Annotated in this window: 21 protein-coding genes and 1 tRNA gene; 4 read left to right on the top strand and 18 right to left on the bottom strand. The window is 70.3% G+C overall.

Annotated elements, in window-relative coordinates; genetic code table 11:
- Nucleotides 1-106: 106 nt before the first annotated feature.
- The 16 genes from OG462_RS29480 to OG462_RS29405 form a co-directional block, all read right to left on the bottom strand.
- Nucleotides 107-520: a hypothetical protein gene (locus tag OG462_RS29480; protein WP_406062190.1), complete on the bottom strand. Its 414-nt coding sequence runs from the start codon at nt 518-520 to the stop codon at nt 107-109.
- A gap of 262 nt (nt 521-782) precedes the next feature.
- Nucleotides 783-2096: an MraY family glycosyltransferase gene (locus tag OG462_RS29475; protein WP_406062188.1), complete on the bottom strand. Its 1314-nt coding sequence runs from the start codon at nt 2094-2096 to the stop codon at nt 783-785.
- Between the two features lie 118 nt (nt 2097-2214).
- Entirely contained in the window at nt 2215-3462 is a 1248-nt protein-coding gene (gene glyA, locus OG462_RS29470; RefSeq protein ID WP_406062186.1) for a serine hydroxymethyltransferase, read from the bottom strand.
- A 111-nt stretch (nt 3463-3573) separates the two neighbouring features.
- On the bottom strand, nt 3574-4221 hold the full coding sequence (locus tag OG462_RS29465) for a protein-tyrosine-phosphatase (RefSeq protein ID WP_406062184.1): 648 nt from the start codon (nt 4219-4221) through the stop codon (nt 3574-3576).
- A complete protein-coding gene (locus OG462_RS29460) occupies nt 4218-4865 on the bottom strand; it encodes an L-threonylcarbamoyladenylate synthase (protein ID WP_266896677.1) in 648 nt (215 codons plus the stop codon). The genes OG462_RS29465 and OG462_RS29460 overlap by 4 nt, the downstream gene beginning before the upstream one ends.
- Nucleotides 4866-4914: 49 nt before the next feature.
- Nucleotides 4915-5760 carry a peptide chain release factor N(5)-glutamine methyltransferase gene (gene prmC / locus OG462_RS29455; RefSeq protein ID WP_073912424.1) on the bottom strand — a complete coding sequence of 282 codons (846 nt, stop codon included), beginning with the start codon at nt 5758-5760 and terminating at the stop codon, nt 4915-4917.
- A gap of 37 nt (nt 5761-5797) precedes the next feature.
- On the bottom strand, nt 5798-6874 hold the full coding sequence (gene prfA, locus OG462_RS29450; protein ID WP_406062182.1) for a peptide chain release factor 1: 1077 nt from the start codon (nt 6872-6874) through the stop codon (nt 5798-5800).
- Nucleotides 6875-6971: 97 nt separating this feature from the next.
- Nucleotides 6972-7190, bottom strand: a complete 219-nt coding sequence (gene rpmE, locus OG462_RS29445) for a 50S ribosomal protein L31 (protein WP_406062181.1) — start codon at nt 7188-7190, stop codon at nt 6972-6974.
- A 158-nt stretch (nt 7191-7348) separates the two neighbouring features.
- A complete protein-coding gene (locus OG462_RS29440; protein WP_406062179.1) occupies nt 7349-8446 on the bottom strand; it encodes an LCP family protein in 1098 nt (365 codons plus the stop codon).
- 216 nt (nt 8447-8662) lie between these two features.
- The gene (rho, locus tag OG462_RS29435) at nt 8663-10729 is read right to left on the bottom strand and encodes a transcription termination factor Rho (protein WP_406062177.1); all 2067 of its coding nucleotides are present in this window, start codon (nt 10727-10729) and stop codon (nt 8663-8665) included.
- Nucleotides 10730-11144: 415 nt separating this feature from the next.
- Nucleotides 11145-12062 carry a homoserine kinase gene (gene thrB, locus OG462_RS29430; protein ID WP_150502986.1) on the bottom strand — a complete coding sequence of 306 codons (918 nt, stop codon included), beginning with the start codon at nt 12060-12062 and terminating at the stop codon, nt 11145-11147.
- Between the two features lie 317 nt (nt 12063-12379).
- Nucleotides 12380-13450, bottom strand: coding sequence for a threonine synthase (thrC, locus tag OG462_RS29425; RefSeq protein WP_189799865.1), 1071 nt, complete (start codon nt 13448-13450; stop codon nt 12380-12382).
- Nucleotides 13451-13456: 6 nt separating this feature from the next.
- On the bottom strand, nt 13457-14755 hold the full coding sequence (locus OG462_RS29420) for a homoserine dehydrogenase (protein ID WP_406066770.1): 1299 nt from the start codon (nt 14753-14755) through the stop codon (nt 13457-13459).
- A gap of 146 nt (nt 14756-14901) precedes the next feature.
- Entirely contained in the window at nt 14902-16293 is a 1392-nt protein-coding gene (gene lysA, locus OG462_RS29415) for a diaminopimelate decarboxylase (protein ID WP_406062175.1), read from the bottom strand.
- A 12-nt stretch (nt 16294-16305) separates the two neighbouring features.
- Nucleotides 16306-17277 (bottom strand): ArgS-related anticodon-binding protein NrtL, encoded by a 972-nt coding sequence (nrtL, locus tag OG462_RS29410; RefSeq protein ID WP_406062173.1) that lies wholly within the window; start codon nt 17275-17277, stop codon nt 16306-16308.
- 97 nt (nt 17278-17374) lie between these two features.
- Complete coding sequence (locus OG462_RS29405) at nt 17375-17857, bottom strand: response regulator (RefSeq protein WP_406062171.1); 483 nt, start codon at nt 17855-17857, stop codon at nt 17375-17377.
- Between the two features lie 160 nt (nt 17858-18017).
- On the opposite strand from OG462_RS29405, the gene OG462_RS29400 reads away from it, so the two are divergent.
- Nucleotides 18018-18089, top strand: a tRNA-Arg gene (locus OG462_RS29400).
- Between the two features lie 1514 nt (nt 18090-19603).
- A complete protein-coding gene (locus tag OG462_RS29395) occupies nt 19604-19939 on the top strand; it encodes a hypothetical protein (RefSeq protein ID WP_406062169.1) in 336 nt (111 codons plus the stop codon).
- 377 nt (nt 19940-20316) lie between these two features.
- Here OG462_RS29395 and OG462_RS29390 read toward each other — a convergent pair whose 3' ends face one another.
- Nucleotides 20317-21861, bottom strand: a complete 1545-nt coding sequence (locus OG462_RS29390) for a M4 family metallopeptidase (RefSeq protein ID WP_406066769.1) — start codon at nt 21859-21861, stop codon at nt 20317-20319.
- Nucleotides 21862-22231: 370 nt separating this feature from the next.
- Complete coding sequence (locus OG462_RS29385; RefSeq protein WP_406062167.1) at nt 22232-23287, bottom strand: Ku protein; 1056 nt, start codon at nt 23285-23287, stop codon at nt 22232-22234.
- Between the two features lie 73 nt (nt 23288-23360).
- Between OG462_RS29385 and ligD the strand changes: the two genes are divergently transcribed.
- Nucleotides 23361-24257, top strand: a complete 897-nt coding sequence (gene ligD, locus OG462_RS29380; protein WP_406062165.1) for a non-homologous end-joining DNA ligase — start codon at nt 23361-23363, stop codon at nt 24255-24257.
- A gap of 34 nt (nt 24258-24291) precedes the next feature.
- Nucleotides 24292-25212 (top strand): DNA ligase, encoded by a 921-nt coding sequence (locus OG462_RS29375; RefSeq protein WP_406062163.1) that lies wholly within the window; start codon nt 24292-24294, stop codon nt 25210-25212.
- Nucleotides 25213-25369 lie beyond the last annotated feature (157 nt).

Here is a 25369-nt window from a genome sequence, read left to right as displayed (position 1 = left end):
GAGCCTCGCGCTGGGACAGGCGTCTCGGATGCCTGCGCCCGCAGTGCCGCAGTTGGCACCGGACGATAGCAGGAAGCCGAAGGCGGCTTTATCCCGGCCCTACCCTTCACGACTTCGACCCCGTGTTTCCGGGGTCGATGTACGTGATCTTGGCCTTCATGTAGGCGCGGGCCTGTGCGGCGACCCACACCACGGTCGTCGCGAGCAGCGTGAAAGCGAAGGCCTTGAAGTTGAACACCGTGGTGTTCTTGAGCAAAGCCAAAAAGATGAAGAGCACCAGCAGTTGGGCCGTGTAGAGCATGAGCCCCATGGCCTGGAACAGATGCGGGAGCGACTTCGCCGTCCGCTGCAGGACGAGTTGCCCGATTCCCATGAAGAGGAGCACGACCAGGGTGCCGACGACGGCGCCGAGCGCGCCCTTGCCACCGGCGACCACGCCGCTGATGACCGTGGCGATCGCGCCGACGGCAGCGGTGGGGATGACGGTGTGCAGGAGGATGCGTGCGTCGTTGGACGGCATGGCGGTGTCTCCGCTTGCTGGAGGGGGCGATGGTGTCGTCAAGGACGAGCGTAAGCCCGGTCCGAGGTGGGTCTCGGGGCCAACAGACCGTCGCACTACGGTCTTTCGGCACTGTCGCCGGGTCTCGTGAACGGTATCACAAACTATTTGAATAGGTCTTTACCCATAAGGTGTGCCAACTGTCACACCTGAGAGCTACCCCGCGCGTGTGTGCACGACGAGAAGGCGCCTTGTGTGCTAATGGCCGCGTGTGCGGCTTTCGTCAACTTGGCGTTCCGGCCTTCCGCCTGTCGGTGAAGCGCCCGCGGTTGCCGATGGCGGTGGCGCCGTTGATGCCCGCGGGCACCGGAATCCGCTCCTCCTCGACCACGGCCGGCTCAGGAGCGGCCGCCACGACGGGGGCGGGCTTGCGGCGGCGGTAGCGGGGCGGTACTACGGACTCCGCCCAGCGGGGGGCGCGCGGTGTGAAGCGCGGCAGCAGGAGCAGCACCAGGCCGATCGCGCTGAGCGCGACGACGCAGAGGACGATCCACATCGACGCCGAGTGGACCGAGTACGCCAGCGTCCCGAAGGCGATGAGCGCCGACCAGAAGTACATGATCAGGACCGCGCGGCTGTGCGAGTGCCCGATCTCCAGGAGCCGGTGGTGCAGGTGACCGCGGTCGGCCGCGAACGGCGACTGGCCCTTCCACGTACGGCGCACGATCGCGAGGACCAGGTCCGCCATGGGGATCGCGATGATCGTCAGCGGCAGCACGAGCGGGATGAAGACCGGCAGTGCGGCGTGCGTGGCCTGACGGGTGGAGCCCTCGAAGATCTTCAGCGCGTCCGGGTCGACCTGGCCGGTGATCGAGATGGCCGAGGCCGCCAGGATCAGACCGATCAGCATCGAGCCGGAGTCGCCCATGAAGATCCGCGCCGGGTGCATGTTGTGCGGCAGGAAGCCCAGGCACATGCCCATGAGGATGACGGTGAAGAGCGTCGCGGGGGCGGCGGCCTCGATCGTGTAGCCGTACCAGAGGCGGTACGCGTACAGGAAGAAGGCGGCGGCGGCGATGCAGACCATGCCGGCGGCGAGACCGTCGAGACCGTCGACGAAGTTGACGGCGTTGATGGTGAGGACGACGAGGGCGACGGTCAGGAGCGTGCCCTGGCCCGGTGTCAGCGAGACGACGCCGATACCCGGGATCGGCAGCCACAGGATCGTCAGACCCTGCGCGACCATGACGCCCGCCGAGATCATCTGCGCGCCCAGCTTGATCAGGGCGTCCAGCTCGAACTTGTCGTCCAGGACGCCGATCAGCCAGATCAGGGCGGCACCGGAGAGCAGCGCGCGGGGCTCGTTGGAGAGCTCGAAGACGCTGTTCAGGTTCTGCAGGTGGTCGGCGACGAGGAGTCCCGCGCACAGCCCGAAGAACATGGCGATGCCACCGAGCCGCGGAGTCGGTTCTCGGTGTACGTCGCGGGCGCGGATCTCCGGCATCGCCCCGGTCGCGATGGCGAACTTCCGCACCGGGCCGGTGAGCAGATAGGTCACCGCGGCCGTGACACAGAGCGTCAGCAGGTAATCACGCACGGGCTGCCCCACAGGTTTCGCTGGCCATCTCAGCCCCACACCCTAGCCGTGCCGTCCATGTGCTTGGAGACACCCGAACCCCCGGAACGGTTGCACAGCGACTTTCCGTGACCTTTTCTCAGCGTCCATACGGGGGAAATCGCCCGGTCAGCGCCCGTACCTCCGCCCGTACCCGGGCCGTTTCCCCGGCATCGTCACGCAGCGCGGCGGTGAACAATGCGGCGATCCGCGCCATCTCCGGGGCGCCCATCCCCTGGGTGGTGACGGCGGCCGTACCGAGCCGGATGCCGCGCCCCTCCCCGTACGGAAGGGCGCATGTGTCGAGGACCATACCCGCGGCGGCGAGCCGGGCGCGGGCGGTGCGGCCGTCGATGCCGAGGGGCGCGGGGTCGGCGGTGATGAGGTGGGTGTCGGTGCCGCCGGTGGTCAGCGCGAAGCCCTCGGCGGCGAGCGCGGCCGCGAGGACCCGGGCGTTGTCGACCACCTGATGGGCGTACGCGGTGAACGCCGGGGTGGACGCCTCGCCGAAGGCCACCGCCTTCGCCGCGATCGTGTGCATCTGGGCGCCGCCCTGGGTGAACGGGAAGACGGCCCGGTCGACGCGGCCGGCGAGCTCCTCCCCGCAGAGGATCATCCCGCCGCGCGGCCCGCGCAGCACCTTGTGGGTGGTCGCGCAGACCACGTCGGCGTACGGGACGGGGCTGGGGGCCGCTCCCCCGGCGACCAGGCCGATGGGGTGGGCGGCGTCGGCGATGAGATAGGCGCCGACCTCGTCGGCGATCTCGCGGAAGAGCGCGTAATCCAGGTGCCGGGGGTACGAGATGGAACCGCAGACGATCGCCTTGGGCCGGTGGTGGCGGGCGAGCGCGGCGACCTGCTCGTAGTCGACGAGCCCGGTCTCGGCGTCGACGCCGTACGGGACGAAGTCGAACCAGCGCCCGGAGAAGTTGGCGGGCGAACCGTGGGTGAGGTGCCCGCCGTGCTCCAGGCCCATGGCGAGCACCGTGTCACCGGGCCTCAGAAGGGCCGCGTACGCCGCCAGGACGGCCGAGGAGCCCGAGTGCGCCTGGACGTTCGCGTGGTCGGCCCCGAAGAGCGCGGTGGCCCGCTCCACGGCGATCCGCTCGACGGCGTCGGCGTACTCACAGCCACCGTGATGACGTGCGCCGGGATAGCCCTCGGCGTACTTGTTGGCGAGCGGGGAGCCCAGGGCGGCGAGGACGGCGGGCGAGGTGAAGTTCTCGGCGGCGATCAGCTGCAGGCTGTCGGCCTGCCGCCGCACCTCGCCGAACAGCACGTCGGCGATCTGCGGATCCTGCCGTCGCAGGACGTCGAGAGCCTCATCGGGGGGAGCGGTGACCGGCATGGCTGACTCCGGGCGTGGAGGGATGTCAGCACCAATGTAGGCAGCCCGGCCCCCGCCCGCCCGGCGAGCCGGACTCCGTCCGCCGGACGGCCCACCCGGCACGCGCACGCGTCAGTCGCGCGCCGAGACACCCGTCAGCGCCGTCACCACGGGCTCGAGCGCCTGGTTGATCTCGTCGCCGATCGAGCGGAAGAAGGTGATCGGGGCGCCGTACGGGTCGTTGACCTCGTCGGCGTCCACCGAAGGGGCCAGGAGCCACCCGCGTAGAGCCGCTGCCGCGCGGACCAGGGCACGCGCGCGTTCCACCATGCCCTCGTCGTGCGCGTCCGGGAGCGTCGCCGGGTCGATCGCGCGGACCAGGCGGGTGAACTCCTTCAGGGTGAAGGTGCGCAGGCCCGCCGAGTGGCCCATCGAGATGACCTGGGCGCGGTGGTCGCGGGTCGCCGTCAGGACCAGGTCCGCGCGGATGACGTGCTCGTCGAGGAGCTCGCGCCCCACGAAGCCGCTGTAGTCCGCGCCGAAGTCGGCGAGGACCAGTTCCGCGTTGGCCTCCATCGGGGCGCCCTCGTGGCCCCAGGTGCCCGCGCTCTCCACGATCAGGCCGCCGCCGAGAGGATCGCCGAGGCGGTCGCTCAGGGCATGGCGGGTCAGCCGCTCGGTGATCGGCGAGCGGCAGACGTTGCCGGTGCTGACGTGGAGGATGCGGAAGGTGTTGCTGTCGTCGAACCCCGCTATGCCACGCCCCTCAGGGGCGGTCAATTCGCCACCTCGAGGTCGGGTACGACCTTCCGGAGCTCCTCCGGCGAGAGCGCGCCCTCGCGCAGCAGCACCGGCACCTTGCCCGTGACGTCGACGATGGAGGACGGGACGATGCCGGGCGTCGGTCCGCCGTCCAGGTAGACGGAGACGGCGTCGCCGAGCATCTGCTGGGCCGCGTCGCAGTCCTCCGGTGACGGGTGGCCGGTGAGGTTCGCCGAGGAGACGGCCATGGGGCCGACCTCGGTGAGCAGCTCGATGGCGACCGGGTGCAGCGGCATGCGGATGGCGACGGTGCCCCGGGTGTCGCCCAGGTCCCACTGCAGCGAGGGCTGGTGCTTGGCGACGAGGGTGAGGGCCCCGGGCCAGAAGGCGTCGACGAGCTCCCACGCCTGCTCGGAGAAGTCCGTGACCAGGCCGTGGAGGGTGTTCGGGGAGCCGATGAGCACGGGCGTGGGCATGTTGCGGCCCCGGCCCTTGGCGGCGAGCAGATCCGCCACGGCCTCGCTGCTGAAGGCGTCCGCCCCGATCCCGTACACGGTGTCGGTGGGCAGCACGACCAGCTCGCCCCGGCGGACGGCGGACGCGGCCTCGCGCAGACCGGTCACGCGGTCGGTCGCCTCGTTGCAGTCGTATCGCCGTGCCATCAGTTCCCGGCCTCCTCGTACGCGTGGTTCGTCATGGCGGTCATGCCGGTCACGGCATTGCCTTGCGGGCGGTCGCGAAGCGCGGCCGGTTGTTCAGGTCCGGGTGGTCGGCGGCGTCGGCCCAGCCGGCCTCTTCGTTGAAGATCCACGGCACCTGCCCGCCCTGGGTGTCCGCGTGCTCGATGACGACGAGGCCGCCGGGGCGCAGCAGACGGTGGGCCGTGCGCTCGATGCCGCGGATGGTGTCGAGGCCGTCCTCGCCGGAGAAGAGGGCCATCTCCGGGTCGTGGTCGCGGGCCTCGGGTGCCACGTACTCCCACTCGGTGAGCGGGATGTACGGCGGGTTGGAGATGACCAGGTCGACCTGGCCGTCGAGCTCGGGGAGCGCCCTGAGCGCGTCGCCCTGGTGGACGGTGACGCGGGAGCCCTCGGCGTTCTTGCGGGTCCACACGAGGGCGTCGTCGGAGAGCTCGACCGCGTGCACGCGCGAGCGCGGCACCTCCTGGGCCATCGCGAGGGCGATGGCCCCGGAGCCGGTGCACAGGTCGACGATGAGGGGTTCGACGACGTCCATCGCGCGGACGGCGTCTATGGCCCAGCCGACGACCGACTCGGTCTCCGGGCGGGGCACGAAGACCCCGGGCCCGACCTGGAGCTCCAGGTACCGGAAGAACGCCCGCCCGGTGATGTGCTGGAGCGGTTCGCGGGCCTCGCGGCGGGCGACCGTCTCCCAGTAGCGGGCGTCGAAGTCCGCGTCCTTGACGTTGTGCAGCTCCCCCCGCTTGACGCCGTGCACGAACGCGGCGAGCTCCTCCGCGTCGAAACGCGGTGAGGGAACGCCGGCGTCGGCCAGCCGCTGGGTGGCCTGGGCCACCTCGGCAAGCAGCAGGTTCACGCTGGTCCTCCGTGGTGCGGGGTGGGGCTTACGGAACTTACGCCGCGGCGAGCTTGGCAGCCGAGTCGGCGTCGACGCAGGCCTGGATCATGGGGTCCAGTTCGCCGTCGAGCACCTGGTCCAAGTTGTACGCCTTGAATCCGACGCGGTGGTCCGAGATCCGGTTCTCCGGGAAGTTGTACGTACGGATCTTCTCGGACCGGTCGACGGTGCGGACCTGGCTGCGACGGGCGTCGGCGGCCTTGGACTCGGCCTCCTCCTGCGCGGCGGCGAGCAGCCGGGACCGCAGGATACGCATGGCCTGCTCCTTGTTCTGGAGCTGGCTCTTCTCGTTCTGGCAGGAGGCGACGATGCCGGTCGGCAGGTGGGTGATGCGGACGGCGGAGTCGGTGGTGTTGACCGACTGGCCGCCGGGGCCCGACGAGCGGTAGACGTCGATGCGCAGGTCGTTGGCGACGACCTCGACCTCGACCTCCTCGGCCTCGGGCGTGACGAGCACGCCGGCGGCGGAGGTGTGGATGCGGCCGGCGGACTCGGTCGCGGGCACGCGCTGCACGCGGTGCACCCCGCCCTCGTACTTGAGGCGCGCCCAGACGCCCTGGCCGGGCTCGGTGGCGCCGTTGCCGCCCTTGGTCTTCACGGCGACCTGGACGTCCTTGTAGCCGCCCAGCTCGGACTCGGTGGCGTCGATGATCTCGGTCTTCCAGCCGACGCGCTCGGCGTACCGCAGGTACATGCGGAGCAGGTCGCCGGCGAAGAGGGCCGACTCGTCGCCGCCCGCGCCCGCCTTGATCTCCAGGATGACGTCCTTGTCGTCGCTCGGGTCGCGCGGGACGAGGAGCAGGCGGAGCTTCTCGGTGAGCTCCTCCCGGTCCTTCTCCAGCTGCTTGACCTCGGCGGCGAAGTCGGGATCGTCGTGTGCCAGCTCGCGGGCGGTCTCGATGTCGTCACCGGTCTGCTTCCAGGCCCGGTAGGTGCCGACGATCGGGGTCAGCTCGGCGTAGCGCTTGTTCAGCTTGCGCGCGTTCGCCTGGTCGGCGTGGACCGAAGGGTCTGCGAGCTTCGTCTCAAGGCCGGCATGCTCGCCGACCAGTTCCTCGACCGCCTCGAACATCGGGGGCTCCTGGGTTTTTCGTCAGTTGCTACGGGGACGGCAAAGCGCCGGTCCCGGCCACCCGCGCGGGGCGACCGAGGACCGGCGCAGGGGCTCGCTACTTGGAGCCGGCGGCCTTGCCGAAGCGGGCCTCGAAGCGGGCGACGCGGCCGCCGGTGTCGAGGATCTTCTGCTTGCCCGTGTAGAACGGGTGGCACTCGGAGCAGACCTCGGCACGGATGGTGCCGTCGGTCAGGGTGCTCCGGGTGGTGAACGACGCGCCACAGGTGCAGCTGACCTGGGTCTCGACGTACTGGGGGTGGATCTCGCGCTTCAAGGTGTCTCCTAGTTTCGGGAGGGCTCCGGGTCGCTTCCGCGGGTTGCGGCAAACGTGAACCGGGGCCGACGTACCAGTCTGCCAGGACTGGCCGCATCTCCCCAAACCGGGGTGACGCCGAAAGTATTCCTGAGCTGCTTCGGACAGCGCTTCCCGCGCTACCTCACGATGCCGTCGGCCTGGCCGGTGGCCGCGTCCTTCGTCGCCGACGCGGGGATCGGGAGGTCCTTCTTCAGGGCCGTCCAGACCTGCCGCGACTGGGCTTCCAGGGGCACGACACGGTTGAGGTCCCGGGGGTCGTACTCGACGGGCAGGGTGACCATGTGGACGTTCTGGGCGCCGATGCCGGAGAGGCCCTTGGCGAAGCCCATCAGCTCCTGGACCGAGTCGAGTTCGGAGTCGGGGGTGATGGCCTTGGTGGCGGCGTCGGCGAGGTCGAGGAGCTTCTTCGGGTTGGTGAAGACGCCGACGTCCTTGACCTGGTTCATGAACGCCTTCATGAAGGCCTGCTGGAGCTGGATGCGGCCGAGGTCGCTGCCGTCGCCGACGCTCTTGCGGGTGCGGACGAGGCCGAGGGACTGCTCGCCGTCGAGGGTGTGGGTGCCCGGTTCGAGGTCGAGGTGGCTCTTGCTGTCCTTGATGGCCGTGGTGGTGGTGATCTCCACCCCGCCGAGTTCGTCGATGAGCTTCTTGAAGCCGGTGAAGTCGACCTCGATGTAGTGGTCCATGCGGATGCCGGACATCGCCTCGACGGTCTTGACGGCGCAGGCGGGGCCGCCGACCTCGTACGCGGTGTTGAACATGGCCCGGTGCTCGGCGGCGACGGCGGTGCCCTGTTCGCCGGTGCACTTCGGCCGGTCGACGAGGGTGTCGCGGGGTATGGAGACGACACTGGCCTTCTTGTGGCCCTCGTAGACGTGGACGACCATCGCGGTGTCGGAGCGGGCGCCGCCCTCGTCCTTGCCGTAGGCGCCGTTGTCGCCGGAGCGGGAGTCGGAGCCGAGGACGAGAATGTCCAGGGAGCCGTTGTCGACGTCGTCGGGGCGGTCGGTGCCCAGCTGGGCGTTGATGTCGACGCTGTCGAGGTTGCCGTCGAGCTTGAAGTAGACGTATCCGAGGCCCGCACCGCCGAGGACGAGGACGGCGAGGGCACCCGAGACCAGGACGGCCGCCTTTCGGCTGCGCCTGGCGGGCTGCTTACGGCGGCGGCCGCTTCCCGCGCCGCCTATTCGGCTGCTCTTGCTCTGCTCGGTCATCGTCTTCCCTCGGGCCCTGGGTTCACCATGTGTGACGGTGAAGCACCCAAAAGGGTTGCATACGGGCCTGTGAGGTTTCGGTGAGCGTGTGCCGGAACAGCACTGCGCCCACCGTGCGGGGCACGGTGGGCGCAGTGGTTTACGCAGGTCACGACAGGGTTACGAGACCGGGGCCGCGTCCTTGTCGCACGACTGGAGCATGACGCAGGTCACACGTCAGTCGTCGTTCTTGCCGCCAGGCGTCGTCTTCTGGATCTGGAGCAGGAACTCGCCGTTCGACTTCGTCTGCTTCATCTTGTCGAGCAGCAGCTCGATCGCCTGCTGCTGGTCGAGCGCGTGCAGCACGCGACGCAGCTTCCAGGTGACGGCGAGCTCGTCGGCGCCGAGCAGGATCTCTTCCTTACGCGTACCCGAGGCGTCGACGTCGACGGCCGGGAAGATGCGCTTGTCGGCGAGCTTCCGGTCGAGCTTGAGCTCCATGTTGCCGGTGCCCTTGAACTCCTCGAAGATCACCTCGTCCATGCGCGAACCGGTGTCGACCAGCGCGGTGGCCAGGATGGTCAGCGAGCCGCCGTCCTCGATGTTGCGCGCCGCACCGAAGAAGCGCTTCGGCGGGTAGAGCGCGGTCGAGTCGACACCACCGGACAGGATGCGGCCGGAGGCCGGCGCCGCGAGGTTGTACGCGCGGCCCAGGCGGGTGATCGAGTCGAGCAGCACGACCACGTCGTGACCCAGCTCCACGAGACGCTTGGCGCGCTCGATGGCCAGCTCGGCGACGGTGGTGTGGTCCTCTGCCGGACGGTCGAAGGTCGAGGAGATGACCTCGCCCTTCACCGACCGCTGCATGTCGGTGACCTCTTCCGGACGCTCGTCGACCAGGACGACCATCAGGTGGCACTCGGGGTTGTTGGTGGTGATCGCGTTGGCGATCGCCTGCATGATCATGGTCTTGCCGGTCTTCGGCGGGGCCACGATCAGACCGCGCTGGCCCTTGCCGATCGGCGACACGAGGTCGATGATCCGCGTGGTCAGCACGCCCGGGTCGGTCTCCAGACGGAGCCGGTCCTGCGGGTAGAGCGGGGTCAGCTTGTTGAACTCGGGGCGGCCGCGGCCGGAGTCGGCGGCCATGCCGTTCGCCGAGTCCAGGCGGACCAGCGCGTTGAACTTCTCGCGGCGCTCGCCCTCCTTCGGCTGACGCACGGCGCCGGTGACGTGGTCACCCTTGCGCAGACCGTTCTTGCGGACCTGGGCGAGGGAGACGTACACGTCGTTCGGACCGGGCAGGTAGCCGGAGGTCCGGATGAACGCGTAGTTGTCGAGGATGTCGAGGATGCCCGCGACGGGGATCAGGACGTCGTCGTCGGCGACCTGCGGCTCGCCGGCCTGGAAGTCGTCACGGCCACGACGCCCACGGCGGTCGCGGTAACGGCCGCGACGCCCGCGGCGACCGCCGGCCTCGTCGTCGTAGTCGTCCTGCGGACCGGCCTGCTGGCCGCCCTGCTGACCCTGGCTCTGGACCTGCTGGCCCTGACCCTGGCTCTGGCCCTGGCCCTGGCCCTGGCCGCCCTGGCGCTGACGCTGGCCGCCCTGGCCACCGCCCTGCTGCTCGTCGCCCTTGCCGCGCTCGCGCTGACGGTCACGGCGGTCACGGCGCTCGCCGCGCTCCCCGCGCTCGCCACGGTCACGACGGCCACGGCCCTCGGCGCCGTCGACGGCGGCGTCGGCCTTGGTGTCGGTGCCCGCGTCGGCCTTGGCCTCGGTACGGGTCTCGGTCTTGACGACCTGCGCGGCCTCGGCCTTGGTCTCGCCCTCCGGCGAACCGGCGGGGGCGGTGGCACGGCGACGACGACGCTCGCCCGCGGGCTGGTCGTCGGAGGCCGGCTGACCCGGGATGTCGATCTGCTGCTGGGCGACGGCCTTCTCGGCCTTCTCCGCCTTGGGCTCGGCGGCCTCGGCAGCGGTCTCACCCGTACGGGTCTTGGCGGTGGCGCGGCGCTTCGGCTTGGTCTCGGCGGCGTCGGCGGCCTTGGCGGGGGCGGCGGAGCCTCCACCGGCCTGCGCCTCCTTGATGACCTCGATCAGCTGGCTCTTGCGCATCCGCGCGGTGCCCCTGATGCCGAGGCCCGACGCGACCTGCTGCAGCTCGGCCAGAACCATGCCCTCGAGGCCGGTGCCGGAGCGGCGGCGCCGTGCGGTGCCGCCGGTGGCAGCACCTGCGGCGGGCGCGGCGGCGTCGACACTGCTGTCGGCAGTCACGCCCATCAGATCGGTGGTGTCGCTCACGAAGGGTCCTTCCCTGGAGCGGACGTCGGCCATCTGGCTCGGCGACCGGTTGTGCTGTCCGGCAGCGGTCCCGTGTGGGTGGACCGTGTCCGGGGCGGTGGTCCCGCCGGGTACGGCGGAGAGAAACGTGCTGTGGGTCCGGCCCGAGCGCCCCCTGCTCGGCCCTCACTGCAGAAGAGCGAGGGGTGTCGTGCCGGTTCCGGAGCGTGCTCGAAACTGCTCAGGCAGGCTGCTCAGGCAGTTGGGGAGGCTCCCGGAAGAATCGGTGGTCCCTGATGGGGACACTCAGCACCGCGCCACAAAGGCGCCGGGTGCTGACTTGAGGTTAACACTACCGGCTCCAACAAACATTCCCCCTCTCCCTCACCGGCAATCTCCTGTCCCGGACGCTGCCCGGCGTCCGGCCGCCGCGCGCCTAGGGCGCCAGCGGAAGGACGCTCGCTCCGGACGCGTCGAGGTCGAGCCGGTTCGCGGCCCAGCCCTCGCCCGCGAGGCGGGCGACCTTGTCTGCCGTCCCGTGTTCGGCCAGCGCGAGCACCGTGGGGCCGGCGCCGGAGATGACCGCGGGGACGCCGTCCGCCCGCAGTCGGTTCACCAGGGCGATGCTCTCGGGCATCGCGGGAGCCCGGTACTCCTGGTGCAGCCGGTCCTCGGTGGCCGCGAGCAGCAGCTCGGGGCGGCGGGTCAGGGCCTCGACGAGGAGGGCGGCGCGCCCGGCGTTGGCCGCGGCGTCCACGTGCGGAACGGTGCGCGGCAGGAGTCCGCGGGCGGTCTCGGTCAGCACCGGCTTCCCGGGGACGAAAACCACCGGAACGATGGAATCCGAGGGATCCATCCTGATCGCCCGCGCGGCACCGGACTCGGTCCAGGCGAGCGTGAATCCGCCGAGCAGACAGGCGGCGACGTTGTCGGGGTGACCCTCGATCTCGGTGGCCAGTTCGAGCAGGGCGGCCTCGTCGAGCTTGGCGTCCCCGCCTATGGTCACGGCGCGGGCGGCGACGATACCGGCGCAGATGGCGGCGGAGGAGGAGCCGAGGCCGCGGCCGTGGGGGATGCGGTTGGCGCAGACGACTTCGAGGCCGCGCGGCTGTCCGCCGAGCAGGTCGAAGGCGGTGCGCAGCGAGCGTACGAGCAGGTGGCTCTCGTCGCGCGGGAGCGTCTCGGCACCCTCGCCGGCGATGTCGACGTGCAGCCCGGAGTCGGCGACACGGACGACGACGTCGTCGTAGAGGCCCAGCGACAGGCCGAAGGCGTCGAAGCCCGGACCGAGATTGGCGCTGGTGGCGGGGACGCGCACCCGTACGGCGGCGGCGCGGAACGCTGGACCGGCCATCGCTCGATGATCTCCTTGATTGCGACAACGGTGTTTCAGAACAGCAGGTGTTGCGGAACGACGGGTTCTTCTGGAACAGCGGGTGTTTCAAGAGAAGTACGGGAAACCCGGGGGCCGTTTCGGCCACGGAGGCGACAACGGCAACGACACCGCGCATATGCGTCGGGGCGGGTTCGGTACAGCCTATCGAAGGAAGGTTCTGCCGCGACATAGGGCGCACAGGAGGCGCACGATGCGTGTCGCGAGCCAACCTGTGCGCCTATGTACGTTCCTGATCGGGTTTCGATCAGCGCTTTTCCTCGCGCGGAGGGTGTGGATCAGGCCAGACCGAGGCGTTCGGCGGCGGCGGCCGCGTCGACCGGAACGGTGACCGGCTGCGGCGCGCCGGCGACGGCCCAGTCGGGGTCCTTGAGCCCGTTGCCGGTGACCGTGCAGACGATCCGCTGGCCCGGGTCGACCTTGCCCTGGGCGGCGGCCTTCAGCAGACCGGCGACCGAGGCGGCCGACGCCGGCTCGACGAAGACACCCTCCTGAGCGGCCAACAGGCGGTAGGCCTGCAGGATCTCACGGTCCGTCACCTCGTCGATGAAGCCGCCCGACTCGTCGCGCGCGGCGATCGCGTAGTCCCACGAGGCCGGGTTTCCGATGCGGATCGCGGTGGCGATCGTCGACGGGTCCTTGACGACCTCGCCGCGCACCAGCGGGGCCGAACCGGAGGCCTGGAAGCCCCACATGCGCGGGCGGTGGGTCGCGAGACCGTCCGCGGCGTACTCGCGGTACCCCTTCCAGTACGCCGTGATGTTGCCGGCGTTGCCCACGGGCAGGACGTGGATGTCGGGCGCGTCGCCCAGCATGTCCACGATCTCGAAGGCGGCGGTCTTCTGGCCCTCGATACGGACCGGGTTGACCGAATTGACCAGCGCCACCGGGTAGTTCTCGGAGAGGCTGCGGGCCAGGGTCAGGCAGTCGTCGAAGTTGCCGTCGACCTGGAGGATCTTCGCGCCGTGCACGAGGGCCTGGCCCATCTTGCCGAGCGCGATCTTGCCCTGCGGCACGAGGACGGCCGACACCATGCCGGCGCGTACCGCGTAGGCCGCGGCCGAGGCCGAGGTGTTGCCGGTGGAGGCGCAGATGACGGCCTGCGCCCCCTCCTCCTTGGCCTTGGAGATGGCCATGGTCATGCCCCGGTCCTTGAAGGAGCCGGTGGGGTTGGCGCCCTCGACCTTGAGGTGCACCTCGCAGCCCGTGCGCTCGGAGAGGACCTGAGCGGGTACGAGCGGCGTGCCGCCCTCACGGAGCGTGACGACCGGCGTCGTGTCCGTGACCGGAAGGCGGTCCCGGTACTCCTCGATGATGCCGCGCCACTGGTGGGTGCCCTTGTGGGTCATGGGTCCTTACTCCCCTTCAACACGCATGATGCTGGCGACACCGCGCACGGTGTCGAGCTTGCGCAGCGCCTCGACGGTCCCGGAAAGGGCGGCGTCGGGCGCGCGGTGGGTGACGACGACGAGGGAAGCCTCGCCGTCTCCGTCCTGTCGACCGTGCTGGCGCACCGTATCGATGGATACGCCGTGCTCGGCGAAGACCGTCGCGACCTGGGCGAGGACGCCCGGCTTGTCGGCCACGTCGAGGCTGATGTGGTACCGCGTCACGACCTCGCCCATGGAGCTCACGGGCAGCTGGGTGTACGCGGACTCGCCGGGGCCCTTGGCCTCGTTGAGCTTGTTGCGGCACACGGCGACGAGGTCGCCGAGGACGGCCGAGGCCGTCGGTGCGCCGCCGGCGCCGGGGCCGTAGAACATGAGCTGTCCCGCGGCCTCGGCCTCGACGAAGACCGCGTTGTACGCCTCGCGGACGGAGGCGAGCGGGTGGGTCAGCGGGATCATCGCGGGATGCACGCGCGCGGTGACCGAGCCGCCGTCGGCGGCGCGCTCGCAGATGGCGAGCAGCTTGATGGTGCAGCCCATCTGCTTGGCGGAGGCGAAGTCGGCGGCGGTGACCTCGGTCATGCCCTCGCGGTAGACGTCGTCGAGGCGCACGCGCGTGTGGAAGGCGATCCCGGCCAGGATGGCGGCCTTGGCGGCGGCGTCGAAGCCCTCGACGTCGGCGGTCGGGTCGGCCTCGGCGTACCCGAGCGCGGTGGCCTCGTCGAGGGCCTCGGAGTAGCCGGCACCGTTCGTGTCCATCCGGTCGAGGATGAAGTTGGTGGTCCCGTTGACGATGCCCATCACGCGGTTGATCTTGTCGCCGGCGAGGGACTCGCGCAGCGGCCGGACCAGCGGGATGGCGCCGGCGACGGCGGCCTCGTAATAGAGGTCCTGGCCGTGCTCCTCGGCGGCGGCGTAGAGGCTCGCGCCGTCCTGGGCGAGCAGCGCCTTGTTCGCCGAGACGACGGAGGCGCCGTGCTCGAAGGCGGTGGTGATGAGGGTGCGGGCCGGCTCGACCCCGCCGATGACCTCGACGATGACGTCGATGTCGCCCCGTTTGACGAGGGCGGTGGCGTCGGTGGTGATCAGCTCCGCGGGGATGCCCTCGCGGACCTTGTCCGGGCGGCGGACCGCCACGCCGGCGAGCTCGACCGGGGCGCCGATGCGCGCGGCGAGGTCGTCGGCGTGCGTCGTCATGATGCGCGCCACCTCTGAGCCGACCACTCCACAGCCCAGCAGCGCCACCTTCAGCGGACGCGTACGCATCATCCGACCTCTTTCTCGTCCTACTTCGTATCTCTACGTTCGAGTCTCTGCGGTTCTCAACGGTGGAACCAGTCTCACTCACCGGACGGGGGTTTCCGCCCCTCGTCCGGATCCTGAGACATCTATTTCATCACTCGACTATTTCATCATCCGACGTCGAGACGCAGGAGATCTTCCTCCGTCTCGCGCCGCACGATGACCCGCGCCTCGCCGTCGCGGACGGCGACGACGGGCGGCCGGAGTGCGTGGTTGTAGTTGCTGGCCATGGAGCGGCAGTACGCGCCGGTGGCCGGCACGGCGATGAGGTCGCCGGGCGCCACGTCCGAGGGCAGGAAGGCGTCCCGTACGACGATGTCGCCGCTCTCGCAGTGCTTGCCGACGACCCGGGAGAGCATGGGCGCGGCATCGCTGGTCCGCGAGACGAGGTTGACGCTGTACTCGGCGTCGTACAGCGCGGTGCGGATGTTGTCCGACATGCCGCCGTCGACACTGACGTACGTCCGCAGCCCTTCGAGCGGCTTGATCGTGCCGACCCGGTAGAGCGTGAAGGCGGTCGGGCCGACGATGGCGCGGCCCGGCTCGACGGAGATGCGAGGCGTCGCGAGCCCGGCGGCCTCGCACTCACGCGTCACGATCTCGCCGAGCGCCTTCGCGATCTCGTGCGGCTCGCGCGGGTCGTCCTCGGAGGTGTACGCGATGCCGAGACCGCCGCCGAGGTCAATCTCGGGGAGCTCGACACCGTGCTCGTCCCGGACCTCGGCGAGCAGCTGCACGACGCGGCGGGCGGAGACCTCGAAGCCCGCCATGTCGAAGATCTGCGAGCCGATGTGCGAGTGAATGCCGATGAGCTCGAGACCGTCGAGCTTCAGCGCCCTGCGCACGGCCTCGGCGGCCTGCCCGCCGGCGAGCGCGATGCCGAACTTCTGGTCCTCGTGCGCGGTGGCGATGAACTCGTGCGTGTGGGCCTCGACGCCGACGGTGACCCGGATCTGCACCCGCTGCCGCTTCCCCAACGACTGGGCGATGTGCGCGACCCGGACGATCTCCTGGAACGAGTCGAGCACGATCCGCCCCACGCCGACCTCGACGGCCGTACGGATCTCGTCCTCGCTCTTGTTGTTGCCGTGGAACGCGATGCGCTCGGCGGGCATCCCGGCGGAGAGGGCGGTGGCGAGCTCCCCACCCGAACACACGTCGAGGTTCAGCCCCTCCTCCTTGAGCCACCGCACGATGGCCCGGGAGAGGAACGCCTTCCCGGCGTAGAAGACGTCGGCGTCCTTGCCGAAGGCCTCGGCCCAGGCGCGGCAGCGGGCGCGGAAGTCGGTCTCGTCGAGGAAGTAGGCGGGGGTCCCGAACTCCTCGGCGAGGTCGGTCACGCTCAGCCCTCCGACGGTGACGACACCGCGCTCGTCCCGCTCGACGGTCCGGGACCACACCTTGGGGTCGAGGACGTTGAGGTCGGCGGGGGGTGCGGAGTAGTGACCCTCGGGAAGGACGTCGGCGTGGCGAGGGCCTGCGGGATGGGCGGAACGACTCATGTCAGAACTCTTTCAAATCCGTTCGGGTGCGCTGATGCCGAGCACGGAGAGGCCACCGGCGAGCACCGTCCCGGCGGCTTCGGCGAGCGCGAGCCGGGAACGATGGGCGGCCGAGGGTTTCTCGTCGCCGAGCGGCAGAACGGTGTGCTGGAACGCGAGCAGCGCGTCGGCAGTGGCTTCCAGGTGCCGGGCGACCCGGTCGGGGGCGCGGTGGCGGGCGGCGCTGAGGAGGACGACGGGGTGGTCGCCGAGCACGCCGAGAAGTTCGGATGCGTGGACGGGAGTCTCGTACGCGGGCCCGAATCCGAGCTGGGCCGCGTTGCCGAGCAGCCTCCGCACGCGGGAGTACGCGTACCGGACGCGGAAGAGGGAGTTGCGCTCGTGCTGGACGAGGAGGGGAGGCCCGTCGAGCGGCCGGTCCTGGGGCGCGGGCCGGAGCAGGGCCCAGCGGGCGGCGTCGACCCCGAGGGTGTCCAGGTCGTACGCCCCGGGCCGTACGTGAATCCGCTCGTCACCGCCGAACCCGGCGTCGGCGCCCTGGGACCGAAGGAGCCGGACGACGGTCTCGGTGACAAGCAGGGCGCGCGACTCGGCCGGATCTGTCAGGTCGGCGAAACGGACGGTGGTCCCGGCAAGGTCGGTACCGCTCCCGTACGAGGCTCCGGCCTCGCGGACGGCCCGCACGAGTTCGCCGCCGGCATCGCGCCGAAGAACGAAGTTCAGAAACCCGGGCCCGGTGATGGCGACCTCTTGGACCCCGGGGGCGTCACGGAGACGTTCCTCCAGGATCCCGGCGACGTCGAGTGCGCTGCGTCCGGCGGACCGGGCGAGGGTGAGGGCGATGTTGCTGGCGTACTCCCCCGCGCCACCGGGCCGGGCCCGCTCGACCTTGACCAGCGGGGGTACGTCGACCCGCAGCGCACCGTCGTCGACCGCACGGCGCACGGCGTGCAGCACGGTGAGGGAGAGGTCCGCGGGGGTCACGGGACAAGCCTAGGGGAGGAGGGGGGTCAGAACGCGAACCGGTTTCGCGATGCGGTCACCCGGGCGAGGACCGGCGCGGACGGCCTGACGACCGCGCTCAGTGCGGACGGGTGGTGCTCCCGGCGCGTCGGGGCTCCTGACAACCGTCGACTGCGGCCGGTTCCTCTCCCCCGTCGGGCCCGGCCCCCTCCGGCCGCTCGCGCCGCTCGCGGTGCATCAGCTGACGTACGACGCGCACGAGCTCGGCGGGCTCGAAGGGTTTGGCGAGGAAGGCGTCGACGCCGGAAGCGACCCCACCGGAGACCTCGTGCTCGCCACAGGCACTGATGATCGCGACCGGGAGATGACTGGTCCGCGGATCGGCCCGCAACCGCTCGGCCGTCCTGATCCCGTCCAAGCGGGGCATGACGACGTCCAGGGTGACGACATCAGGACGAACCCGATGCACGACATCCAGACACTCGGCACCATCGGCCGCGGTCACGACCTCGAACCCCTCGAGTTCGAGATTGACCCTGATCAACTGACGGATCACCTTGTTGTCATCGACAACGAGCACCCGACCGGACACGCCTGACACACGAACGAGAGTAGGCCGCCCCGAACGGCTGCGTCCGGGTTTTACCCACTTCTGACCCGTGCGGGGGACCCAGCCCCTGGTGACACCCCGGAAATACCTGTTCACAGCCACTCCTGGAGAGCTGGTAGGGTTCTACCCGTCGCCGCCGAACGCGGCGGACGCCCCCGTAGCTCAGGGGATAGAGCAACGGCCTCCGGAGCCGTGTGCGCAGGTTCGAATCCTGCCGGGGGCACTTCGCAGGAAGTGCCACACAGACCCCGTGATCAGCGGAAACGCCGAGAACGGGGTCTTGTTGTATGTGCGGGCGGGTGCGGAGCTGAGCGGCCGTATGTCGGGGACTGCGGCCTATTCGCGGCCTGGGCCGCGGGGCGAAGCGGCAGGCGAGAGAGCGGAAACACAGAAGGCCCCGGGGCGGGTCCCGGGGCCTCGCGTGGAAGTGGAAGACGATGCCGCCCCACTAGTCGGCAGTCACGCCCCAGTAGCCGATCTGAGCGGGCTCGCCGTCGCGATAGAGGCACGGTGCAGTTGCCCTGGGCGCGGTCGGGGAAGTCCAACCGCCCTGAGTCGAGAGCCTCGTCCCATTCCTCGTACGTGGGTTGGCCGTCGGGGGACCAGGCGCGCACCTCGTCATCGGTCAGCGGGCGCATGAACGGACCGTCGTCCGTGTCCGTGGCATCGATCATGCGGGGGAAGTCCAGCACGGTGCCTGTACCGCCAGTGAAGATGAACTCGTGCCATGCCGGGTCTCGCCACAACTCCTCGATGGATCGCCCTTCGAAGCCGTGGTCGTCCCGCGCGAGCGTCTCCATCCTGGCCTGCCGGAACGCAGCTGCCAGATCACGCTGATACGCGCCCGTCCAAGTCCACGCGTTACCGCCCACCCTTGTCCCCTCCCTTTGAGCTGTCCTAGCGAAAGCGCAGCGTAGGGGACGGCACCGACAGTGCACCTCGCTCGATCACGCGTGCTCGCACAGCGGCTTCGATGCGTGCTTCACCACAGGCCATCGCCCCAGGTGCGAGGCCGCGAACGACGAAGGCCCCGGGACAGGTCCCAGGGCCTCGCGGAGTGCTTCACTCGCTTCTCACTCGTACTCGCGGAGCAGTACACGCCGGCGAACAGGCCAGCCAGGCGCCGGCTGCGGGCTCGCCGGCAGCAGCAACGTATGAGACCGCGCGGAGGAGAGACCGAGCCGGCTCAGGGTTGGCGACGACTCTCGGATCCACCTCACTGGGCACTTTGGGCTTCTGCCCGCGAACCGCGGCGAGAGGGGGTTTTCAGGGAACTCCCCCAGGTTGACGGCGTAGTGGACAGCGTTGATGAGGGTGCGAAGCTTTCCAGGCGGCCCACACGGCGGGCGCGACAGTGATCGGCTACGCCAACAAGCCCCACACGTCAGATCTGTTCACCGAGGAGCAACGGGGGACTGTTACAGGTGGCCGACCGTCTACCTCGACCGAGTTGGGCCGGGCTTCGTATCCACGCCGTCGCGGATGACGAGTGCGTGGGGCGACCGCACCACCGGGAAAAGGCGGGCGGGGAGCAGCTGCTGCCGCGATGTGGCGCCCGCCGGTGTGGTCACTCGGCGTCGGTGCGGGTCTCGTTGTGTCCGATGAGCATGCCGTTCAGTGGATCGTGCGGCAGTTCGTCCGCCCCTCGATCATGCTCGAGCCCAGCTCGGGCAGGGCACCGGCCAGCCGCTCCACCGACCTCACCCACAGCGACTCGCAATCACGTAAAGTTACGACATGTCCACGTGGCTCGCAGCGGTTGTCATTCCTCTGGTTGTCTCCCTCGTCACCTCACTACTGGCATGGAAATCGCATGACGATCGCCTGCGCGCGGAGCTACGAACCGAGTTCACAGCTGAGGCGGTAATCACGCATCTACTCAGGGACTCTCGATGGGATACGCGCAAATTCACGACCATCCAGGGGTACCTCAAGGGGTTCGGCGAAAACGAGCTGCGGAAACTCCTTGTCCGCTCCGGCGCACTCTGCTTCGACGAAGCCGGGGATGAGGTGTGGGGGCTGCGCGAGCGGAACCGTGACAAGTGGAACCCGAACGATGCCGCACGGAAGTGACCGCTCAGGTGGCGGACGGAGGAGCCAGGCTGCACCGCAACCCCAGCAACCGACCCCGACCGGCAGCCCCTCCGGGGTCTCGGAGCGGCCGGAAGGGCCGCCGCTGACCGGTCTGGCTAGAGCTACGGACAGAAGCGCGCCGCGGAGCCGAGATGTCGATACCGGCTCCGCAGTCTGCTGGCTGCACACGGTCCATCGCATCTGACCCCGCGTGGGGCGGCTCCGGGCCGCGGGAGCGCCTCGACGCGGTCGGTCACTCGTTGGCGGGGTGCGACGGCGCCCTCACCGTGAAGACGACGGTGAGGGCGACGAGTAGGGCGGTGGGTGGGTCGCCCGGCTTCGCGCGGGCCGGGCGAAGCCGGGCGACCCGCCAGGTGTTACTTGACGTTGATCGCCGTCCAGGCCTTGGCGACCGCGGTGTACTCGGCGCTGCCCGCACCGTAGAGGTCGGTGGCCGCGGAGAGCGTGGCCGTGCGGGCGCCGGCGTAGCTGGTGGAGGAGGTCATGTAGGTGGAGAGGGCCTTGTACCAGATCTTGTAGGCCTTGGTCCGGCCGATGCCCGTGAGGGTGGAGCCGTCGCTGGTCGGGGAGTTGTAGGAGACGCCGTTGATCGTCTTGGCGCCGCTGCCCTCGGACAGCAGGAAGAAGAAGTGGTTGGCCGGGCCCGAGGAGTAGTGGACGTCCAGGCGGCCGACCGACTTCGACCAGTAGTCGGCGGAGTTGCCGTCGCGGCTCGGCTTGTCCATGTAGCGGAGCGGGGTGCCGTTGCCGCGGATGTCGATCTTCTCGCCGATGAGGTAGTCGCCGGCGTCCGTGGCGTTGGCCGCGTAGAACTCGACCGAGGTGCCGAGGATGTCGGAGGTGGCCTCGTTGAGGCCGCCGGACTCGCCGCTGTAGCGCAGGCCGGCGGTGGAGGCGGTCAGGCCGTGGGACATCTCGTGGCCCGCGACGTCGAGGGAGGTGAGCGGCTTGGTGTTGGCCGTGCCGTCGCCGTACGTCATGCAGAAGCAGGAGTCGGACCAGAAGGCGTTGACGTACGCGTCGCCGTAGTGGACCCGGGAGTAGGCGGCGACACCGTCACCGCGGATGCCGTTGCGGCCGAGCTCGTTCTTGTAGAAGTCCCAGGTGACGGCTGCGCCGTAGTGGGCGTCCGCGGCGGCGGTCTGCCGGTTCGTGGCGAGACCGTTGCCCCAGGTGTCGGTGCTGTTGGTGAAGAGCGTGCCGGTGCCGTTGCCCGTGCCGCCGTTCAGGTCGTACGTCTTGTGCCCGCCGCGCGCGGTGTCCGTGAGGGTGTACGAGGGGGCGGTGCCGAGGGTGACGCTGCCGCTGTACTGGGTGTTGCCGGTGCCCGTCTCGATCGCCTCGTAGGAGTACAGCTCCTTGCCCGAGGTCGCGTCGGTGATGACGTGACGCTCGCTCGGGGTGCCGTCGGCCTGGACGCCCGTGACGGTCGTCTCCCAGGCGAGGACCGGCTTGCCGGTGGCCGCCCAGATCACCTTGCGGGACGAGGCGGGGGCGGCGGACCGCGCGTCGGAGGAGGCCGCGGCGGACTTGCCCGCGGTCGTGGCCGTGACCGCGGCGGCCGTGCTCGCCACGGATATACGGGCGCCGGTCGCCTTGGTGGTGGCGCGGGAGCCGTTCTTCTTCTGGTGCACGACGAGGTCGCCGCCGAGGACGGGGAGACCCTCGTAGGTGCGCTCGTAACGCGTGTGGACCGTGCCGTCGGCGTCCTTGACGACATCCCGGACGACGAGCTTCTCCTGGCCGGAGAGGCCGATGGCCCTGGCCGTGGCGGCGGCTCCGGTCTGGGCCTCCTGGACGGCGGTGGCGCGCTGGGTGCCGGAGAGCACGAGCGCGGTCGCGCCGGCCTCGCGCTGGGCATCGGCGCTGGCGGATCCGGTCTGGACTCCGACGACGACCATGGCGGCCGATGCGATCAGGGCGGCGGCGGTGGCGGTACGGCGGTGCGAGGACTGCTGGCGGGTCACGCGGGCTCCTTCGCTGAAAAGCGTGGGGATGTGGGGGGTATGGGGGGTGTGGTGCACCTGGTGCAGCTGGTGCGTGTGGTGCGGCTGCGAGCGTGCCAGCGAAGAAGCCCGTTTGACAGGTATGCAACAAGAATTTGACCATCTGTTGTCCGAAGGACAGCGAACTGTGTCCGCTATGCGGCCAGTTGGCACCACCACACTCCCTGGAGGCGGGCAGCGAGAAGCCCCCCGGAAGGGATTCCGAGGGGCTTCGGTGGTGTCGAGGGAGTCGGGGGAGCTATGAGCCCTGGCGGCTCTCAGGCCTTCAGGCGGTGCGCTTGCGTGGAGTCGCCTTCTTGGCCGGGGTCTTCTTCGCCGTCGTCGCCTTCGCCGTCGACTTCGCCGTCTTCGCCGTCGACTTCGTGGGGGTCTTCGCCGTCGTCTTCTTCGCCGAGGTCGATTTGTGGGTGGCTGCCGCCGTCTTCTTCGCCGCCGTTCTCGACGTGGACTTCTTCGCGTCCGTCGCCTTCGGGGTGCGGGTGCGCGGCTTCAGGGGGGTGACCTCCGCCTTCCCCTCCTTCGCCTCCCCCGGCTCCCCCCGGGCCTCCTTCGCCGCCCGGACGCTGTTCTCCAGGGCCGCCATCAGGTCGATGACCTGGCCGCCGCCGGACTCCTCGCCCGGGGCCGGGGCCGCGACACCCTCGCCGCCCTCCGCCTTCGCCGCGATCATCTCCTCGACCGCCGTGCGGTAGTCGTCGTGCAGGGTGCTCATGTCGACCTCGCCCAGGGTGGCCATCAGAGCGTCCGCCAGGTCGAGTTCGGCGTCCCGTACGCTCACCGGGTTCTCCGGGGCCACGCCCTCCGGCGCGCGGATCTCGTCCGGCCAGAGCAGGCCGTGCATGGCGATCACGTCGTCCACGACCCGGAGCATGCCGAGGCGTTCCCGTCCCCGGAGGGCGTACTTGGCCACGGCCACCTTGTCGCTGCGCTTCAGCGCCTCGCGGAGCAGGGTGTACGGCTTGGCCGCGGGGACGCCGTTCGCCGAGAGGTAGTACGCGGCGTCCATCTGCAGCGGGTCGATCTCGCCGGCCTGCACGAAGGCGACGATCTCGATCGTCTTCGCCGTCGGGAGCGGCAGCGCGGCCAGGTCCTCCTCGGTGATCGGGATCATGGTCCCGTCTGCGTCCTCGTACGCCTTGCCGATCTCCGCCTGCGGGACCTCCTCGCCGTCGAGCTCGCACACCTTCTTGTAGCGGACACGGCCGCCGTCCTCGGTGTGGATCTGCCGGAAGGAGACGGACCGGCTCTCGGTGGCGTTCACCAGCTTGATCGGGATGCTGACCAGGCCGAAGGATATGGCGCCGTTCCAGATGGATCGCACGGTTGTTCCCTTCAGGTCGGATCAGGACGTTTCGTCGTGCCCGATATGTCGTCAATCGTGGGATTCTCATCGTATGACGCCTCTCACAGAGGTGGAGGGACGGCGCCTGGCGCTCAGCAACCTCGACAAGGTGCTCCACCCGGTCACCGGCACCACCAAGGGCGAGCTGCTCCACTACTACGCGACCGTCGGGGCCGCGATCCTGCCGCATCTGCGCGATCGGCCGGTGTCCTTCCTGCGCTATCCGGACGGTCCCGACGGGCAGCTCTTCTTCACCAAGAATCCGCCGCCCGGCACACCCTCCTGGGTGAGGACCACCCCCGTACCCCGCTCCGAGGACCCCCGGGCCCGGCAGGTGGTGATCGAGGAACTCGCCTCGCTGATGTGGGCCGCGAACCTCGTCGTGGAGTTCCACACGCCCCAGTGGCGGGCCTCCTCCCCCGCCGTCGCCGACCGGCTCGTGTTCGACCTCGACCCCGGGCCGCCCGCGACGGTCGTCGAGTGCTGCCGGGTCGCCCTGCACCTGCGCGAGCGACTCGCCGCGGACGGGCTGGAGGCCTTCGCCAAGACCTCCGGTTCCAAGGGACTGCACCTGCTCGTCCCGGTGGTGCCCACGCCCTCCTCCCTCGTCTCCGCGTACGCCCGCCGGCTCGCCGTCGAGGCGGAGGCCGCGCTGCCGAGGCTCGTCGTGCACCGGATGGCCCGGGCCCTGCGACCCGGGAAGGTCTTCGTCGACCACAGCCAGAACGCCGCCGCCAAGACCACCGCCACGCCCTACACCCTCCGGGCGCGGGCCCTCCCCATGGTCTCCGCACCCGTCACCTGGGAGGAGGTGGACGAGTGCGCCGGGCCCGCCGCGGACCCCGACTCCCTCGTCCTCCTCATGGACGACATCGCGCCACGTCTTGAGCGGTACGGGGAGCTCCTGGAGCCACTTTTCGCGCCCGCGCGGGCGGGGGAAGTGCCGTGAACGGGGTCGCGCCCGCGCGGGCGGGGGAAGTGCCGTGAACGGGGCCGGCGTCCCCGGCCGTGGCGACGCCGTGCTGTTTCCGCCCGTCGACGTCATGCGCCCTCGCTCCGCCGACGAGATCCCCGTGCAGGGAGAGCCGCCCCGGGAACTCCAGTACTCGCTCAAGCTGGACGGGTTCCGCGCGCTCGCCTTCGTCCTCGACGACGGGAAGGTCGTCCTCCAGTCCCGTTCCCGCCGTGACCTCGCTCCCGAGTTCCCCGGGATCGCCGCTCACCTGCGCGACCAGCTGCCGTCCGGGATCGTCCTCGACGGCGAGCTGTGCGCCTACCGGGAGGGGCGGCTGAGCTTCACCGACCTGCTGCGTTCCCCCGCGGACCGGGAGCGCGCCGGGATTCCGGTCTCGTACATCGCCTTCGACCTCCTCGCCGTCCCGGGGCGCGACGTGCGCGCTCTGCCGCTCCGCGACCGCTGGGAGCTGCTCGGTACGGCCCTGCTCGACGCCGAGCCGCCGCTCCAGCGGGTGCTCGCCACCCAGGACGAGGAGACCGCGCGCGGTTGGTTCCGCGACCTGCGGGACGCCGGGGTCGAGGGGATCGTCGCGAAGGCGCTGACCTCGACCTATCGGGCGGGCTCCACCTGGGCCTGGCGGAAGATCCGGCACATGGAGACGAGCGACGGCGTGCTGCTCGGCGTCGTCGGCCCGCCCGACCGGCCCCGCGCCCTGGTCGTACGCCTCGTGGACGGGCGTACCGTGACCACCTCGCCCCGGCTCACCCCGGCGCAGGCGCGCGAGGTCGGCGCGCTCGCGGGCGACCGCGCCGGGCCGCTCGCCCAGGACCCCGAGCACGGTCCGGTGCGGTGGGTGGACCCGCCGCTCCCCGTCGAACTGCGGCAGCTAGCGGTGCGGCAGCGGCAGGAGAACGCGACCTTCGTGCGCGTCCGGTCGGAGGGGTGAGCCGTCGCCGGCCGCCGCCCCTCGGGCCGTGCACTGAGTGCAACTGCCCCGCTCCGTACCGCACATGGCGCAAACAGATCGCAACTGGAGGTCTGCGCAGGCCCGGTGTCGCCAGTAAGGCCTTGCCGTCCGTCACGTGGTGCACACTTGCTGCCTG

The organism is Streptomyces sp. NBC_01077 (genome assembly GCF_045162855.1).
Taxonomy (GTDB): Bacteria; Actinomycetota; Actinomycetes; order Streptomycetales; family Streptomycetaceae; genus Streptomyces.
The sequence above is the reverse complement of the archived record's forward strand: the minus strand, read 5'-3'. Positions and strand labels throughout refer to the sequence as shown.

Excerpts from the sequence above, each read along its gene's own strand:
- OG462_RS29480 (WP_406062190.1), bottom strand. The coding sequence starts at position 520 with ATGCCGTCCAACGACGCACGCATCCTCCTGCACACCGTCATCCCCACC.
- glyA (WP_406062186.1), bottom strand. The coding sequence starts at position 3,462 with ATGCCGGTCACCGCTCCCCCCGATGAGGCTCTCGACGTCCTGCGACGG.
- OG462_RS29460 (WP_266896677.1), bottom strand. The coding sequence starts at position 4,865 with ATGGCACGGCGATACGACTGCAACGAGGCGACCGACCGCGTGACCGGT.
- prfA (WP_406062182.1), bottom strand. The coding sequence starts at position 6,874 with ATGTTCGAGGCGGTCGAGGAACTGGTCGGCGAGCATGCCGGCCTTGAG.
- OG462_RS29440 (WP_406062179.1), bottom strand. The coding sequence starts at position 8,446 with ATGACCGAGCAGAGCAAGAGCAGCCGAATAGGCGGCGCGGGAAGCGGC.
- thrB (WP_150502986.1), bottom strand. The coding sequence starts at position 12,062 with ATGGCCGGTCCAGCGTTCCGCGCCGCCGCCGTACGGGTGCGCGTCCCC.
- thrC (WP_189799865.1), bottom strand. The coding sequence starts at position 13,450 with ATGACCCACAAGGGCACCCACCAGTGGCGCGGCATCATCGAGGAGTAC.
- OG462_RS29420 (WP_406066770.1), bottom strand. The coding sequence starts at position 14,755 with ATGCGTACGCGTCCGCTGAAGGTGGCGCTGCTGGGCTGTGGAGTGGTC.
- lysA (WP_406062175.1), bottom strand. The coding sequence starts at position 16,293 with ATGAGTCGTTCCGCCCATCCCGCAGGCCCTCGCCACGCCGACGTCCTT.
- OG462_RS29395 (WP_406062169.1), top strand. The coding sequence starts at position 19,604 with ATGTCCACGTGGCTCGCAGCGGTTGTCATTCCTCTGGTTGTCTCCCTC.
- OG462_RS29390 (WP_406066769.1), bottom strand. The coding sequence starts at position 21,861 with ATGGTCGTCGTCGGAGTCCAGACCGGATCCGCCAGCGCCGATGCCCAG.
- ligD (WP_406062165.1), top strand. The coding sequence starts at position 23,361 with ATGACGCCTCTCACAGAGGTGGAGGGACGGCGCCTGGCGCTCAGCAAC.